The organism is Bacillus aquiflavi, from assembly GCF_019915265.1.
GTDB classification, from domain to species: Bacteria; Bacillota; Bacilli; order Bacillales; family Cytobacillaceae; genus Bacillus_BT; species Bacillus_BT aquiflavi.
The window spans coordinates 73,254-90,333 of sequence record NZ_CP082780.1 but is presented as its reverse complement, the minus strand read 5'-3'; the positions used below and the strand labels follow the sequence as shown (position 1 = coordinate 90,333).

At 33.9% G+C, this 17,080-nt stretch carries 14 protein-coding genes and 1 pseudogene; 4 read left to right on the top strand and 11 right to left on the bottom strand.

Features of this window, described 5'->3' with window-relative positions; translation table 11 throughout:
- Positions 1–2 precede the first annotated feature (2 nt).
- On the bottom strand, positions 3–1,331 hold the full coding sequence (locus K6959_RS00515) for an MFS transporter (protein WP_163243169.1): 1,329 nt from the start codon (positions 1,329–1,331) through the stop codon (positions 3–5).
- Between the two features lie 161 nt (positions 1,332–1,492).
- Positions 1,493–2,140, bottom strand: coding sequence for a TetR/AcrR family transcriptional regulator (locus K6959_RS00510; protein ID WP_163243163.1), 648 nt, complete (start codon positions 2,138–2,140; stop codon positions 1,493–1,495).
- A 750-nt stretch (positions 2,141–2,890) separates the two neighbouring features.
- On the opposite strand from K6959_RS00510, the gene K6959_RS00505 reads away from it, so the two are divergent.
- A complete protein-coding gene (locus K6959_RS00505) occupies positions 2,891–3,109 on the top strand; it encodes an Abi family protein (protein ID WP_163243164.1) in 219 nt (72 codons plus the stop codon).
- A 273-nt stretch (positions 3,110–3,382) separates the two neighbouring features.
- Here the strand turns inward: K6959_RS00505 and K6959_RS00500 are convergent, their stop codons facing one another.
- The 9 genes and pseudogenes from K6959_RS00500 to K6959_RS00460 all read right to left on the bottom strand — a co-directional run bounded on the left by K6959_RS00500 (position 3,383) and on the right by K6959_RS00460 (position 14,038).
- The gene (locus K6959_RS00500) at positions 3,383–4,114 is read right to left on the bottom strand and encodes a DEAD/DEAH box helicase (RefSeq protein WP_163243165.1); all 732 of its coding nucleotides are present in this window, start codon (positions 4,112–4,114) and stop codon (positions 3,383–3,385) included.
- A 72-nt stretch (positions 4,115–4,186) separates the two neighbouring features.
- Positions 4,187–6,091, bottom strand: coding sequence for a DEAD/DEAH box helicase family protein (locus tag K6959_RS00495; RefSeq protein ID WP_223087329.1), 1,905 nt, complete (start codon positions 6,089–6,091; stop codon positions 4,187–4,189).
- 109 nt (positions 6,092–6,200) lie between these two features.
- Positions 6,201–7,764: pseudogene (tnpC, locus tag K6959_RS19960) on the bottom strand (IS66 family transposase).
- A gap of 85 nt (positions 7,765–7,849) precedes the next feature.
- Entirely contained in the window at positions 7,850–8,032 is a 183-nt protein-coding gene (gene tnpB / locus K6959_RS18555; protein WP_262421945.1) for a transposase, read from the bottom strand.
- 169 nt (positions 8,033–8,201) lie between these two features.
- Positions 8,202–8,396 carry a hypothetical protein gene (locus tag K6959_RS00480; protein WP_163240371.1) on the bottom strand — a complete coding sequence of 65 codons (195 nt, stop codon included), beginning with the start codon at positions 8,394–8,396 and terminating at the stop codon, positions 8,202–8,204.
- A gap of 53 nt (positions 8,397–8,449) precedes the next feature.
- Positions 8,450–8,890 (bottom strand): hypothetical protein, encoded by a 441-nt coding sequence (locus K6959_RS00475; RefSeq protein WP_223087326.1) that lies wholly within the window; start codon positions 8,888–8,890, stop codon positions 8,450–8,452.
- 662 nt (positions 8,891–9,552) lie between these two features.
- Positions 9,553–11,934 carry an ATP-binding protein gene (locus tag K6959_RS00470; protein ID WP_223087324.1) on the bottom strand — a complete coding sequence of 794 codons (2,382 nt, stop codon included), beginning with the start codon at positions 11,932–11,934 and terminating at the stop codon, positions 9,553–9,555.
- The gene (locus K6959_RS00465; protein WP_163239535.1) at positions 11,934–12,638 is read right to left on the bottom strand and encodes an ABC-three component system middle component 1; all 705 of its coding nucleotides are present in this window, start codon (positions 12,636–12,638) and stop codon (positions 11,934–11,936) included. Before K6959_RS00465 ends, K6959_RS00470 begins: the two co-directional genes overlap by 1 nt.
- Positions 12,635–14,038, bottom strand: coding sequence for an ABC-three component system protein (locus K6959_RS00460; RefSeq protein WP_223087322.1), 1,404 nt, complete (start codon positions 14,036–14,038; stop codon positions 12,635–12,637). The genes K6959_RS00465 and K6959_RS00460 overlap by 4 nt, the downstream gene beginning before the upstream one ends.
- A gap of 514 nt (positions 14,039–14,552) precedes the next feature.
- On the opposite strand from K6959_RS00460, the gene K6959_RS18550 reads away from it, so the two are divergent.
- From K6959_RS18550 to istB, 3 genes are all read left to right on the top strand, one after another.
- The gene (locus K6959_RS18550; RefSeq protein WP_262421840.1) at positions 14,553–14,966 is read left to right on the top strand and encodes a hypothetical protein; all 414 of its coding nucleotides are present in this window, start codon (positions 14,553–14,555) and stop codon (positions 14,964–14,966) included.
- Positions 14,967–15,149: 183 nt separating this feature from the next.
- Positions 15,150–16,016 carry a hypothetical protein gene (locus tag K6959_RS18545; RefSeq protein WP_262421839.1) on the top strand — a complete coding sequence of 289 codons (867 nt, stop codon included), beginning with the start codon at positions 15,150–15,152 and terminating at the stop codon, positions 16,014–16,016.
- Entirely contained in the window at positions 16,009–16,731 is a 723-nt protein-coding gene (gene istB, locus K6959_RS00450) for an IS21-like element helper ATPase IstB (protein ID WP_223087321.1), read from the top strand. Before K6959_RS18545 ends, istB begins: the two co-directional genes overlap by 8 nt.
- The last annotated feature ends 349 nt before the right edge of the window (positions 16,732–17,080 follow it).

Sequence of the window (17,080 nt, the reverse complement as noted above, 5' to 3'; positions counted from 1 at the left end):
CATTATTGAGATAGTTGTTCTGACTGCAAACTGTCTTCTGCACCTTTATGTGTTTCCATTTCACGGATGCCCTTTGATTTAGATACGAATAATGCCGTAATGATGAGACCCAGTCCTGCAAGAATGATTAACAATCCGATTCCTCTTGTTTCACCAGTTCCAATGATTTTTCCAACAGTATCCGCAAGCACTCCTCCTTCTACAAGTGCCGGGTTAAATACATAATCTGCAAGAACTCCTGCAATAACATAAGCGACTACAAATCCTAACTGAGAAATCAAAGAAATAAGTCCCCATGCTCTGCCCTGTTTATCATTATCAATCGATTTTCTTATGAGAACATCAATACATGTAGTCGCAAATGGCAACGATGCAAAGAATAAAAACCCAGAAATAATAATAACCGGAATACTTGTTGTTGCACCAAATCCTGCCATCGTAATCCCAGATACAATAAAGCTTCCTACCATGACATTCACAAAGTTTCTCTTTAGGATTCCTTTGCCAATCAGGATACTGGACACCATCATACCGCAGGCAACAATTGTCTGCAGAATTCCTGTTGTTTTCTCATTGGTAAAGGATAAGATCATTGGTTTTGACAGCACCTGGATAATCCCCATATAAAACATTAAAACAGAAACAAGTACAATTAATAGCATGACTCCTTTGGATTCGACAATAATTAGCCATCCTTCTTTTAAATCCTTGAAAAAATCCAATTCTTTCTTAACCTGTGCCTTTACCGCAAGAGATTTTCTTACAGAAAGAATAGCAATAACCGTTACAACAAAAGTAAGAATATCTATAATAAGTATCACTTCCATACTGGAAACTGCTAAAATTAATCCACCAATAATGGGTGAAATCAAAAACTTAGAAGAGGATGCAATTCCCACCATTCCACTCGCTTGTGCATATTCTTCCTCTGTTAATAAATCCGTAATCGTTGCTTTATATGCTGGGTCTAACAATGCTGAAAATACGGAACTAAATCCCACACAAAGGCAGATTTGCCACACTTGAATATCTCCTGTGAGCATAAGCACGAGCATCACAATTAGTCCAAACCCCGATACAATATCTCCCAACATCATGAGCAATCTTCTATCAAATCGGTCTGCAAGAACACCCGCAGCTGGAGCTAGTAAAATCATCGGCAAAAGTGCTGCCATTTCCACCATTGCGACATCCACCGCTGAATGTGTCATCTGCCACACATACACTCCAAGACCAAAGGCTGTTAATCCAGAACCGATATTAGATATCAGTTCACCAAACCAGAGAATTAGAAATTTTTTAAACCCACCTTCTATTTTTACCTCATTCACTATATGCAATCTCCTCTCGATACTTTTAATCTGCTATTTTTACTTCATTCACTATAGACAATCTCCTCTCGATCACTCTTATTTGTTTGAAAGCTTTTTTACGATCTGATTGCCTGCTTCTAATCGCTGAAATCAATTCTTCTAAGAAGGAATTTTCTGAATTATTTATTACTGCCTTCATTTTCGCTACCAAACATCTGCATTACGTACATAAGGCTTCCGCTTTCGGTACCAAGCAACCTTTCTAAGTTGAAAATAAACGCATGTATGCGTGATACGCGCTCCTCATTCGTCATCTTGACGATATCATCATCAAAAACGGTATTCATATATGCCACAACCATTTCCATGCATTCGTACGGGAACGGCGTGTTGAACAGTCCTTGCTCAATACCCTCGCGAATTATTCCTGTCAGTATGGGGGGAACGCTGTTAATTATGACCTTTTGTATTTTCTGATGCATAAGCGCGTTCTGCGGTTTATGAATGTGCTCTTTGATTTCCTTGCCACTTCCGCCACTTACGTTTAGAGCCATTACAACACGAATAATGCGCTCATTTAAGGGTATACTCTTGTCTGCGGCAATTTCCTGCGCCACGCTTAAAAAACGGGCACTATACCGCTCAATCAGCGCATCCATTATTGCCTCCTTCGACTTGAAGTGATAATACAGCGTTCCCCGTGCAATTCCTACCTTTTCGAGAATATCTTTTGTACTTGTGCCGTCAAAGCCTTTCTGAGCGAAAAGCTCATCCGCTACGTCAAGTATTTCGTTCCTACGTTCCTCCGCTTCTTTTACAACTCTCATTTTTACATCTCCTTGTTTTCATAGACCGACTGTCTGTCGGTATTAGAATAACATACCATTTTGAGTTGTCAAGAGGGTATACTAAATTTATGTATACATGTTTCTACACTTTTCGCTACTTGTCGAAGCTAGTGGCGCACTCGAACAAAACATGGTCAAGGCTTGGTCATTCATATAATGGAATAACGAAAGATGTATATTTTCATGTCAACAAAATATCAGTAAATCACTTTCACCTTACATACAAATCCTTGATATCAAAAGGATTGAAGGCATTATTCCGCCCTACCTAATTGTTCTATATATCCAATTAATATTTTTAATTGTTCTTTGTATAACCTCTTCTTATCCCTTATATCTTTTATCGTATCATTAGGCCTTTTAAGGTTAAGGTTTGTTATCTTTTTCTATTTTTTCACTACTAATGTTAATATATATTTTGATGTTTACTTTTGCATGAGTGAGAAATCATCATTTACAAAGATTTCGAGAATCAATTCACATGTTAATGGACGACGAAGGAGGAAGAGATCGGATTCAATTTGAAAACGGTCTCTTCCATATTAGACAATATTTGATTGTTCCATGATATGAACAAAAGGAATAATCAAAAGTACTTTTTAATGAATTTCCTTTTTCATTCTTATTAATAAGATAATAATATCTCAGCATTGGCAGGTGTTATTTATTACTGCACAATGTAATTAAGAATGAATGGAGTTTTAAACATGGAACTTTTATACGCCAAAATTGTTTAAAGAAGATTCTAAGAGATTTGATAATGATTATATTTTTGCTGTTATTTTTATTATTGAGCGACTGTTAACAAAATCTGATGGATTAAATTTCATTACAAATATAGAAACACTTATTGAAGAAAATACTGAATATACAGATTTTCATCATCTTGGCTTCCCTGAAAATTGGAAAGAACTATTGGAAAAAGTTAATCATAAAAAAGTTGAATAATAGACTAGAGGGGTTGTCCAATAAGCCCTAAAACAAAGCAGGTGGAGAAAAACAAAACATCTTTTTCTCCACCTGCTTATATAATTTTATTGTTTTTCTTTGAAAGTGACTGGCGGATGACAACTACTTTCAAAGGATTGTGGGCCATTGCTATCTATTCTTTTCAAGCATAGACAGCTCACTTTCTTTCCATGTTTCAGTTGATTCTATTTGAAGAACTCCCCTTTTTTAGATGTATCCCCCGTCATCCCAATACTTTTCTCAGTTAATAAATTAAGTATCCTGCACATGTAGCTTTTTTTCATTAAACTCCTCAAAAGTTTGCTGAATGACATCATAATATTGTTTAGACTTAAAACGTGCTAAATCCCCAACAACATAAAATTCTTTTTTCGCTCGAGTAGCTGCCACATTTAATAAGTTCGGCTTCATACACGACCAATTCGCCGCTCCATCTGTTTGAGTATCTGTACCCGTGACAAAATAGACAATATCAGCTTCTTTTCCTTGAAAAGTATGCACTGTTCCAATCGAACGATCAACCCATTTGCTAATATTAGCGATTTCTCCTTTCAGTTGCTGTTTCAACAAGTTTTTAAGTCCCTCTTTCACCGCGGTGAATGGTGTAATGACAAAAACACTTGGCGTAGAATCTTCTCCATTTAACGTGGCAAAATAACCTCTTATTTTCTCTACTATGAAATTGCCTTGCTCTTGTACATACTGAGCTTGTACAGCATTACCAGTGCAGTCATACCAATGCCCTTCACCGATTTTTTTTCCGGCTAACACCATTTTATTCTGATAAGCAATTCTGTTTGCAATAGAGAACATTGGTTCAATGCAGCGACGATGGACCCAAAGTGGAATGCCGATACGTTGGCGATCCTCACCTTCCCCTTTATACGTCCCGACCGGATTAGCAAAGTCCGCTAAGGTTTGGACAGACGCAGCCGTGCCAATATAGGCATCAGAAACTTTGAAGGCTCGGCGAATATCATGCAAAATTGTTTCATCTATTGAAATAACCGGCTCAATTTGTATCGGATCTCCGACGATAATCGCACGTCTCGAGCGCTATAATGCTCCAGCCGATTGTTGTGGACTAGCTTGACCAGCTTCATCTACAATTAAATAACCGATAAAGTCTTTTTCCACTCCTCGATACATTGAAATAAAACTGGCAAATGTTGTACTTATTACTGGAAATATCAAATGCATGACATTCCACATATTGGCCACGTACTTTTTATTTTCATCAATGTTCAAATTAATATTTTGTTTATTCGAAAATACAGCTAACGCCGCTTTAATTGACTTCGCATTTATCATTAAAAATGTTTTATGTACTTTTAATGCTTTTAAAAACAGGAGACCTCGTTCAAAGTTTAATTCATCTGTTTGCCATAAAACCAATTTTTGACGTTCTTCATACATCTCTTTTTTCCAAAAATCCTCGGTCGGTAAAACTAATTGTTGATTGTTGTATCTTTCCTTCGATTCAGCGAGTTCCGCTAACCTTTTTTTAAACTTTTGAGCTTCTATTTTTAATCGTTCAAGTTTTCGTAGGTGATCATGAGAACTTTCCACTAATCGCTTTTGCTCTTCAATGAGTAAATGAAGTTCTTGTCTTATTTTCTCTTCTTCTTCATTACTTTTTTTTTTTTTAGAAAGTTGAATGAATTTCTCCCACACTGTAGGCGTTGGCAAATTACTTAACTGTTCATTCACCAGTTGCTTTTGCTTTTCGACTCTACCGATATTTTGCTCAATTTGCTGCTGTTTCACTTCAGTTTTCTCTAATTCGATAATGGTTTGCTTCTCATTTACAATCATGTCCTCTACTTGCAACATGAGCTTCGCAAACTGTTGTAACTCCTCTTTTTTACGCTCAACCGATTGTCTCAGTGCTTTGAATTCGCTCACTACCTCATGCCACCTATTATTTGGCAAAGGCTGTTCAAGTCTCTCCACTAATGATATTAATTTTGGTTGTCCTGCTTTAGCTCGCACACCGTTTAAAGCTTTATTTACAGACGTTATATTCGATGAACGACCTAATGCTGCAGAAAATAAGCCCCACGTTTGTCCTTCTTGAATAACCTCTGAAGATAAATCTGAAAATAAATCCAAAGCAATCGCTTCTTCACCATATGCTCGTTCACACTGGTGCTGGTAATATAAATCTGCTCCCGAACGAGCAAGCTCTTCACGGCACTCTTTTTCAGTCGGCTCTTTACTATCACGAACAATTGAACCCAACTTCGGTAAATCCTTGGATATATTCTCAACAGCTCCGTTGTTACTTGAAGCGACAACTATTGAATACTTCGCAATTTTCTCATCCAATTCATACATATTATAATTAAATTTATCTATTTTAAGCTTTCCCATTTTACTGAACGCTCTTGTTGGATCCTGATAAGAAACCATCTGGATCGTCCGATCTATAATAATTTGTGCAAAAACGTCTTTCAATAACGTTGTTTTTCCTGTTCCAGGCGGTCCATTCACCGAACAAATCTTCTCGTTACCATTCAAAATTTGATTTACTGCTACTTGTTGCATTAGCGATAGCCTGTGTCCAATTGGAGACGGCCATCGTCCTAAAGATAAATTTTCAGGAAATAACATCTTCTGAATCGCATTTTTATTTTCATCAATATCTAGCACTAATGGCTTTCCTTCAATAAATTGTTGCAGAGTCGAATTTGGACCTTTTTTCAAAATTCGTTGTAAATCCTCTAAATAAAAACTATTAAACTGTGAAGTTCCTTGAGGTTTTTTCTTATTTTCTAAGATAATCTCAACATAACTGAAATTTGCATTCTTATAAGGGGCACTAAAATATTGGTAAAAAATTCGACGAAGTTTTTGAATCCCGTCAAGATGAACACCATTACTAAAAATAGAATTTTCAGCTTCTTTTACTCTGTTTTTCGCCTCATGATACCGTTCAATAAACGTATCATAATGAATCAATGTAAGCCCGAACTATAAAAATATGCGCACCTTCTGGTGCGCATGACAATTAACCGTATTTCATGATCTTTTTGGTCAAAATACGGCTAATTTCATTTATTTACTACATTTATTTACTACATTCTGCCTTGATCATTTTCGACCATGGCATATATTGATCTAAAATTTCAGGGTTCTGATGGATACTACAATTTGGTAGATCGGTCAAAAGCTTTTTTATATATTCGTAGAAAAATCGATGCCGTTACTTTTGGCTGTTTCTGCGATACTCAAACAAATGGCGTTGGCTTTTGCCCCAGCTTCGCTGACCGAAAATAGCCAATTTTTTCTTCCAATGACATTGGGTCGGATGGCATTTTCCGCGGGATTATTATCAATTTCAATCCGGCCATCATATAAGAATGCCTTTAATCCATCAGCTCTATTAAGTGTATATTCTGCCGCCTTCGCAAGGGCATTTTTTCCGAAGAATGGCGATGTTTCAACCCAGTTAAGGAATTCCTCCACTATTGGCTTTGAAAACTTTTTGCGTTTTTTTCTACGTTTACTCGGGGACAAATGTTTAAACTTCCTCTCGAGCCGATACAAATCATCGCAATACTTCACACCAATTCGGCCATTTTTGCTGTCTGCTTTCAGCCAATAACGCCGAACATGAGCCCAACAATTCGCAAAGCTGATTCCTTCAATTTTGTCATATGCAGAATAACCATCACAGATAATCGTTCCTGAATAATCTTCAATAAAACTTTCAAGAACTGAACGTGCACGTGATAATGAACTTTGAAATAGAACTATCGTTGGCCCCTGGCAAGGTATACTTCGGTAGACCCAGTTATAGGCATTGGCTTGACCCGGTTTACCGTCAGAACGATTGATAATTTTTGCATACGTTTCATCAATATGTAAAACGGATTTTGCCATCATGATCGTTTTCATTCGTTCATAGATAGGAAGTAGCCAATCACCTGCTACACACGAATGACCCAATTGGAAAGGTTTTTGTCATTCGTATCCAGTCCATAACGAACCCATTCCTTCACCTGACGGTGAAGGGGTAAGTACTGCACAAATTTATCATAGATAACTTTGGCAAGTACACTGGGACTAGTAATACTGCGTTGAATAACTGGTTGTGGTGCTTTCCCACGTTTTATTTGCGCTGGTTGGGATGAATCCCCCTTACATTTTGTACACCCATAAGCATGTTCAATGTGTTGAATTTTCTTCATCCTTGCTGGAATGAATTCTGCCTCTTCACGTACGATTGTGCTGCCGATCTCAATCATTTGCCCTTGGCAACACTCACAGATTGTATTTTCTGGATGATGATGAATGTCATCTACTTCAATGTCATCATGTAATGAATCGTTTCTTTTTTTCTTTTGAACTTTTCGTACAACAGTATAAGAAATCGTCTGTTGGCTTTGTTCTTCTGTGTGCTCAGAATCGCTAAAAGACGAATCATCATCAAATAAAGAGGCTTGCCCGTCTGGCGCATTGTATTTAGATTTCTCCGTTTTAGAACCATATAAAGCTTTTGTTAGCTGGCGAACTTGCTGTGATAGAGAATCAATCTTCTTCATTAATTCTTTATTTTGCTGGTTCGAATGAGCCAATTGTTCTTCGAGTAATTGAATTAATTTGTCCTTTGAAGAAGAGTCTTTTCCCACAATGTTCACCACTTTTCGTCCATTTTCGTACTCCTATTATAATCATTTTAAACCTTGAAATAAAGGAAAAATAGGTAGAAAAAGTTCAGAACGCGCCTTTTGGCGATGGTTGAATGGCCTTTGGCTGCTGAATGGATAACCCCTCAAGCAACCACCTGAGCTCCTTCTGAGATAGATTACGAACTGCTTGTTCATCTTTAGGCCATTGTAGCTTACCATTGTCCAGTCGTTTATAGAGCATGGCGAAGCCATCCCCATCGAAATACAGACATTTATATCTATCTTTCTTCCATCCGGCAAATAAGAGAATATAGAGTCGCCATAGGGGTCTAATTCAAAAAAATCTTGAATTAGAGTAGCCAATCCGTCAATCCCCTTCCGCATATCCGTTTTCCCACAGATAATATAGATATTTTTCACATCCGTATAATCATGTTTCACCAATGTTTCAACTCCCTCATGATTGCTTGGATGACGTGCTCCTCTACGCCGTTGAAGAAGGCAATTTCCGCAGCTGCTGTTTTAATCATGCAAGCAGGTTTTGAGGAAAGCTCAGCTGGAACTGAACTAGAAGAATTATTGTTTTCGGTATGTAATGTAACGGGGACAATAGTCAATTTTTGTTGTGGCATTTGAAAAGCACCTCCTTTTTTAATAGATACGCTTATCGTACCAGGAGGTGCTTCTATTTTATATGCGTTGTTTTGAATTCGGGCTTACGAATCAATTGCTTTGTTTGAATATCGTGAATGATCAATTGCACATGTGGAATAAAAATAGAGTCCTCAACGTATTCTCCCAATTCATTTACCTTAAAAGCAAAACTGTAACAAAGCTTAGAGTTTCGGTTTACAATTTCTTCATCACTGTTAAAAAAGGTCCGAAACAATTGAACAAGATGATCCTGTTCATAACAGTCCAAATAATAACTAAACGTAAGGGTGTATTTTTCCTGATTCGCAGGTCGGACCGTCTCCCACAAATTATGAGAAACGGCCAGTGGATTCACACGCTTTCGATCTTGACGATCCTCAAAATTGTAACCTTTAATCTTATCATTAAACGAAGGGACTTCACCTGGTAAAATCGATTCTAAAAAAGCCCAAGATTCAATAATATTTCTCACAATGACACCTCTTCCGTAATTGATGATAGACTCTTCCTTCTAGGCAAGCGCCTTTACAGGGATACCTTGCTCCTCCAAGCAAGAGAGTTATTTACATACGCGACAATGATTTAACTACAACAAACCATTAGAAAAATCGTATCCCATGAAAGAAGCGAGACATCTAACCTGCTTTTAAAAATCATAGTGTTCCAGTTTGATTGCCCCCACTAGATCACCGATTTTATATACTTTTTTTTATCGTAGCACAATTTATGGAATGTTCACATGATTCACAATTGAAAAAGGGCCTCTCCGAAGCCGCAAGCGGCTCAAGAGAGGCCCTCTCATTATTTTGATTTATTTAACAAGATAGTATAGCGGCTAAATTACATCATACCGCCCATCTTTGAGGGGATATTTTATATAAACATACCACAGCAAAAGTACGATATTACAAGCATTTTTCTATCTTAATATTCCATAACATTCAATGGAAATTAAAAAGTAGTTAGCAAAAAGTTAGCATTACATATTATTAGGTCTACATTTTTTATAGACACAAACTAATACTGCTGGTCTTAGTCGACACAACACTTGAACCTTTAATATATCTATGGTTTTAATTGCTATGTGTAAAAATTGTAAAATCATTTCAAGCCATTGACTGGAACCTTTTCACTTTAAATACTATTGGAATAAATTTCGTTTTTAATATTTATTCTTTTGGTATTTAAATTATATTTTGCAAATTTATAACGTATATACCTAGATACTTCTTCTTCATGAGTAGACATTATTATCTGTTTTTCCTTAAATTCATTTCTAAGTATCTCAGTCAATGAAGCAATGTTAATTTCATCCATTGTTTGAACTGGATCATCTATCATAATTAAATCGATAGACTTCTCTCCATATACTTTGTTTAAAGCTAATGTAAGTGCAATTGCTAAACCAGATAACTGTCCCGAAGATAGATAGTTAATAGCATCATGATCAAATTTCATATCGGAAACAAATCTGATACTTTTTTGGCCAAAATTGTCACTTTCGCTTATGAATAAGCCACAGCCTTTTTGATAGTTTTGTATAATCTTACCACTGTAAATATAAAATGGTATTTCAATATCTCTAATGATGTTTTTCCAATGATCAAGTATTCTTTCTTTATATATATCTATAATTGCTTCGAATTTTTGCTGAGCTAATATTAACTTACTCAATTTCACAGATAAATAATCAATTTCTTTCTGTAGATTATTTATACTTTCAGTACTATTATAATAATATTGATACTCTATATATTGAACTTTTTTAATTATATCCTCCAAGACGATTTTAAAAACTTTCTTAAGATCATTCTTGAAAACTGAACTCAATATTTTCACATTGTTTTTATGGTTAGAATAACTATCTACCACAGGTTTTATCTGTTGTAATAAGTATTCGATAAGTCGCGATAACCTTGTTTCTAAATCATCATCTTGCTTTTTGAATCCATTGTTTAAAAATATATTAATATCCAAATTGTTATTTTTACACCATTGAACAAATTGATTTATAGAGGATTTATTAGGTATAGCACTAACCAATTCTTTATAAAAGCCTTCATCCACAATATTATCTTCTGTCGATAAGTATCCTTCTATTAATAACAAAGTATTATTAACATATTTAAAGAAAAACTCATTATAAAATTCATCATATTTTTTTGTATATTCATCTAACATTTCTAAAAACCGTGTTTTCTTCTCATCAATTGAAGCAATCAATTGTTCATACGATTTAAATTGGCTTCCACACAAAGGGCATTCTGTATTTTCGAATTCCTCTTTAATTTTATTAAACTGAACTAATAATGATTCCCTCGTAAGATTCAACTGATGAATTAACTCAGAAACCTCACTCATTCTTGATTTATAAACTTTCAGACTGTCTATTTCATTTAGAATGTCATCAGTATTTATCGAAGTGTCTAATATGTTGTTTAATTCCTTGAAATAAGTAATATTTAAGTTATCCTTCAAATTCTCTTTACTAAGTTTATTTTTTATTCTTTTTAATGACACTTCATTATCTCTTAATTTTTTTATTCTTTGGTAATTTTCAAGTTGATTATATGTAAGGATAGTTTGTTTAAGAAGTGTTTTATTTTCTATAACTTTATAAATATAATTATTAAATTCAGTATCCCTAAATTTTTCTCGATCTTTAACAAGAATATATATTTCTCTTAGTTCCTGTAAGAACTTATCTCTACTTTCTTTATTTACTATCGTTAACTCTTTATCCCACTCTTTAATATTTTCCTTTTCTTCCAAAAGTGAAAAAAACTCTACTTCTTTTATGTTTTCAGATCTTATCTCTTTTAACCCATTTCTCAATAATTCTATGGTTTTTTTTCTATCAGCTAATAATCCTTTTGGTCCATCTATTTCTCTTAATTCACTGGTTATTTTGTACTTCAATTTCTCTAACTTTTCTAACTCTTTTTCCTCTTTATATGTATCAAATAATTGCGAAATATCATCCATTCTATCTTTAGCATCCTGCTTTAAAAATAAAGTGTTTTCTTCTTGTTGCACATAATAAAATAGACTAAAATATCTTTTTAAGTTGTCTATCGATAGAATGCTTCCAATTTCTTCTTGGGTAATAATTTTTCCTTCTTCAATAGGTATATTAAAGTCGGATAATAGATATGTTTCAAAAATATCCCAGTTATCAGGCTTTTTATCTACAGCTTTAAAGCTATTTTTAGAATTAATTCTTTTGCCAATAATCAAGTTCTCAATCTCACCTGAAAATTCGACTTTGATTTCAGTGTCTACATCATGATTATTCGAAAATAGAACCTCACGGTATCCATACCGCCCATCAACTGTGTTCTTTATTCGACTTATTACTCCTGTTAATATTAATTCTATAGCATCGAAAATAGTAGTTTTACCAAATCCATTAGGCCCATCTAATACAATCAAGTCTTTTCTTGAAAAATCCAATAACAGCTCTTCAATATGCTTAAAATTTTTCAAATAAATTCTACTAATTTTATATCTATTCATCACTCAATACCTTCCTCTATTAAAGTAAGAATATTGTCTGATATTTTCTCATTATTTTCATCAAGGTTAAGTAGGGTATCTTTAAATGTAAATAGTTCTTTTTGTTGCAATTCTTCATTTATTACTGCACTTAGATCTTCCATTTTTTCTAGTCTCTTTTCAAGCCTTAAAAAAGGTATTTTAATCATTAACTTTGTGCATATTTCATATAAAATGGTAGTGTCATTTTCTTCATTCTTTTTAAAAGCTAAAAACTTATTAGTATCATTAATAGTTCTATTTAATATGCTATTGGAACTTTCGTCCTTTCCTCCGAATAACTTTTCTAATTGTTTATAGCTATCCATATTATAAGTAATTACATATTTTTTAAAGTAATAAGGATCCTCTTCAATTTCAAATATTTTATCAGTTATATTTTTTGTTTTACTAGTGGTCGTATTCACACAAACAATCATCGATAGATTTTTATCCATTTTTTCATCGTATCCATTTTCTAATTTCTTTATAGAATTAAAATATGTCGGCACTTCATTAGATAAAAAATCTTCCTTTATATCATCCACATACAATACTAAATAATAATTTACAGCATACTTACTGTTATTCACCCAAAAATCAACAAGGTTCCCTTCGAAGGGAGTTTCTAATTCAATATTACTAAAACCATTATCATAAAATATTTGTCTTATTATCTTATTCAATTGATTATTTCTCCCTTAGCGTTATTTAAATCTATTAGGCTAATATTTTTAATTTTGGTGATCCTATCATGGTAATCGTTTGATCTTTGCATCTCTAAATCTTCTGGCTCGGGGACATTTGAATGAAATTTAGTATCCTCTAACGTATCCATATTGATAGAAGTTGTAATAATCTTATCTACTTCATTTAATAATTCTGGATTTGCATTATTTAAGATAGCTTTAGCCAATTTTTGATTTCGAACTGGATGATTTTTATCAATTATTGTTGATGGTAAGTATGTAACATTTATTCCTTCCTGATTTTTTTGATTGTAGACCCACATATTTTCTTCCAATTCCTTTTTTACTTGTTTTGTTATTTCGAAGAAACCATCATTTAATCCTGTTCGGTTTAAACATTGCTGTATCATTTTTACAATATGGTCAGGATGATCTTTATTAACTTCATTGTTTGGTGTAATTTTTAAACAAAACTCTAAGAACTGCTCATCACCCAGTTCATAAATCTGTTTAATTATTTTATTTACTAGAAGTATTTCTTCAGACGATATTGTTTCCATTTGATATTCTTCTTGTAAATCATCTAAATAACTTTGAGAAATACTATTAAATTCATTCTTTAAAAAAAACGCTACATATTCATTACTAACTGATTCAAAATTATGTTGCACTACTTTTTGAATTTCTATAAAATTAATTGATACTTTTTCCACTTTATTTCCCGATTGAATATCAATTTGTCTCTCTCGAATATTCTTATCTATTAAACCTAATAAAAAGTGATACGCTCTATCCACTCTTGTCTCTGTAGCTGCAGTTCCAATAATTTGTTTTAATCTAGCTTTAATAAGTTCTTCTATCTCTTCAAGTGAACAAAAATAATTACCATTTTCGTACTCATATAAATCAAATTTTTCAAACAAATCATGATACTTTCCGGACCCAATAACTTTATCACGACATTCTATTGGACTAGCATATTTTTTACCTTTTGGTTTAGCTTTACCTGTCTCCTTTTCATTCATTGTATACGTTAGTAATTTTTCCTCGAGTTTTTCAAAGTTTGTTAATTTTTGCGTGACATGTAAATAAGCATTTTCGAGCTCTTTTATTTCTAACAATTTTGCTAATAATAACCAAGTTGCTTCTTTGTATGATGATGTAGCTGTGTCTGACATTGTTTTTACTTGGTGTATAGAAATATATCTTCCCTCTTTTTTAATAGAAAAATCTTCAAGCCATTCTAATTCTATCTCAAATTTTTCTATATCTCCTTCAGGGATTTCCTCCATCAACTTTAAAGCTACATAAATCGCTACTTTACCTTGATGATTATAACCGTTCCAACTAGGACTGGCATCAGTAGTATATGGAGCCATTACCTCGAGCATGGTCATTTCTTTTACCTCCTTTTTAAAATAGTATTTCTAGTTAATCTATAAAACTATGTACTTATTAGTTATCTAATTTAATTTTCTTCTACAAATTCTATCGTGATTTTCTTTAATCGTTTATTGTTATATTACAATTTCTTTACAATAATCATATCAAGCTATTCATTATGTAACAAGTTAATGACTAACTCAATAAAATAGTTTGTTACTAGAATTATGTAAGTATCCTCTTGTTTAGGTGAATTTTTGATTGCTTCACATATATAAATTATGTCCTCTCTCTAGGTATTTCAGTTTCATTTTTAGCTAACTCATTTATTTAATTTATTCTTATCTTTTAATGTCATATTACTGCTGGAATACTTCTTTCTTAAACTTATGTTTAATGCAAAATAAAAGTTAAGAGTATTGCAACCAAAATGTTAGAAGGTTGCACATATAAAAAAGGCTTGCCAGCCCTCTCAATATACCCTACCGTTATTGGTGTCTAATCAATTAAAGGTGGGGGGATGAAAGGATGCTAGCAATGCCTGAAATTAATCATATCAAAAAATTAAGGAATATAAAATCCTTGTCAATCAACGAAATCTCAAAACGCACTGGTTTTAGTTGGACAACTGTCAAAAAGTATGCAGATGAAGATCAGTTACCTGAAGAAAACGTAGTTGTAAAAAAGGGGATGATGTATGAGGAAAAGTGGGGAGAAATTGTCATTGATTGGCTAGTTGAGGATTATGCACTTAAAAAGAAACTAAGAAGGAATAACACGATTCTGTTTAAGCAATTACAGAAGTTAGATTTTCCCGGTTCTTATCGAACCGTTTGTAACTTTATCAAAGAAGAATGGAAAGAAAAAAAAATGTTGGATGAAGCGGATGAATGGAAAGTAGAATACGAAAGACTGACTCTCCACCCGCTGAAGCTCAAGTAGACTTTGGAATTACAGAGGCAATCGAAGATGGCAAAGTGAAAGACATACATTGTTTAGTGATGAGTTTCCCGTATAGTAACGGGGGGTTTGCAGTTCCTTTAAGGGCAGAAAACCAGGAATGTTTTTTTTGGAGGTCTTAAAGTACTTTTTGATGAAGCAGGTTTTGTACCAAGAAAGCTTCGTTTGGATAATCTTTCGGCAGCGGTTGTTAAAGCAAGAAGCCGGAATCAAGAAACTATTTTCACTGAGGCATTTCAACGTTTTGCGAGTTATTACGGATTTGAAGCACAAGCCTGTAATCCGAGAAAAGGAAATGAAAAAGGACACGTAGAAAACAAGGTTGGATATGTTCGTTATAACTTTTTCACTCCATCCCCCGTCATTAAAGATTTAATTCACTTGCGCGAGTTGTTATTTGAACATTCTAAACAAGACCATCAACGCCTTCATTACAAGAAGAAGCTCGTTATCGCAGATTTATTGGAGGAAGAAGGGAAATTTGGATTAGCTTTACCTGAAGTAGATTATCCAGTATTTAAACAATCAATGGTAACAGCTAACAAATATGGTGAAGTCCGTATTGATGGAGCATTGATTCATGTGCCTAGAAGTTACCACTATAGCAGTTTATATTTGATTTTGTATTGGGATCACTACAAAGTTGTTTCTACAAATGGTGAGCTCCTCTCTAAAGGACCCCGACCGTATATGAATCAAACGAGAGAAATCCCATGGCAATCTATATTAAAAAATTGGAGCTGGAAGCCACGATCCATTGTATATTCTCGGTATTTTCCTTATTTGCCTGGAAGAATTGCACATTACTTAAATATCGAATCAATAACACTAAGAAAAGAGCGTGTTGAGTGGTTATTAAGTCTAATTCTAAATCATGACATGCAAGAAATAGATGAACGATTCTATGAATTATTACCAGAAGAAGTTTACGGTGATTCTACGAACCACCCTTATGATGTGGACTGGAATATCTATGATTCCCTCCAACCCATGAATGATTCTCCTGCAAAGAAGGCTGTGAAGCATGTCTGACTTGATTAAAGAAAGGTGTAAGATGCTTCGTTTAGCATACGTTTCCGACCTGTATCAGAAGATACCCTTCGAGAGTCCAAAACAGTATCTAATGGAATTATTACAGCAGGAGATCGATTTAAGAGAACTAGCAGAAGGTGAACGTTTAATCAAAAAAGCAAAATTTATGAATGAAAAAGAGTTTAACGAGTACCAATGGGGTGAGCACATTCACTTTCCGCCAAACATTAATAGAGAAAGTCTTGAATCCCTTTCTTTTATTAAAAAAAAAGAAAACGTAATTTTAACTGGAGCCCCCGGAACAGGAAAATCACATTTAGCCACTGCATTAGGTCGAAAAGCTTGTAGAAGTGGATATGAAGTCCGTTTCTACCGAGTCGCCGATTTAATAGAGCTATTGGAAAAATCATGGGCCGAAGGTCGATTTCAACTTTTTCGTAACAAGTTTACTAAAGTCGATATGATCATTCTAGATGAAATGGGATACGCGCCTTTTAGCAAGGACGGAGCGGAATTATTATTTCAAATGATTTCCGATTGGTATGAACAAAAGAGCCTTGTGATTACGTCAAATTTGGAGTTTAGTCAGTGGAATAAAGTATTCGTTGACGCACGCTTAACAGCTGCCTTGGTCGATCGAGTGATTCATCACGCTCATATTTTAAGTTTTACAGGTGATAGTTATCGCGTAAAACATGCTTTATCGAATCGTTAATACAAAGAAAATAAGGGCTGGCAAAGTTCTAAACTTTTCGTTGCATTTTTATAAACTTTTTACTTGCAAAACACAACTTAATAGTTGATCGTATTCTTTATTAATATTTTCAAGTATCTTTTCTTGATTACGTTTAATAGTTTCTAAATCATTTTGAGAATAATCATCAACAATTTCAGCACTATCAATCAATAAAGCTTAAACAGTTTTATATCCATAGTTATCAGCTTTATTTCTTTTTCTTTATTTGTTGGGGAGAAAGCTTTAAAATGTTTTAAGTCTTACCAACAAAAACACCCCCTAAATTATTTATTTTTTCCGAGAGATAAGCGACAAAATCGAGCATAGC

Excerpts from the sequence above, each read along its gene's own strand:
- K6959_RS00510 (WP_163243163.1), bottom strand. The coding sequence starts at position 2,140 with ATGAGAGTTGTAAAAGAAGCGGAGGAACGTAGGAACGAAATACTTGAC.
- K6959_RS00480 (WP_163240371.1), bottom strand. The coding sequence starts at position 8,396 with ATGCCACAACAAAAATTGACTATTGTCCCCGTTACATTACATACCGAA.
- K6959_RS00470 (WP_223087324.1), bottom strand. The coding sequence starts at position 11,934 with ATGAATAGATATAAAATTAGTAGAATTTATTTGAAAAATTTTAAGCAT.
- K6959_RS00460 (WP_223087322.1), bottom strand. The coding sequence starts at position 14,038 with ATGACCATGCTCGAGGTAATGGCTCCATATACTACTGATGCCAGTCCT.
- K6959_RS18550 (WP_262421840.1), top strand. The coding sequence starts at position 14,553 with ATGCTAGCAATGCCTGAAATTAATCATATCAAAAAATTAAGGAATATA.
- istB (WP_223087321.1), top strand. The coding sequence starts at position 16,009 with ATGTCTGACTTGATTAAAGAAAGGTGTAAGATGCTTCGTTTAGCATAC.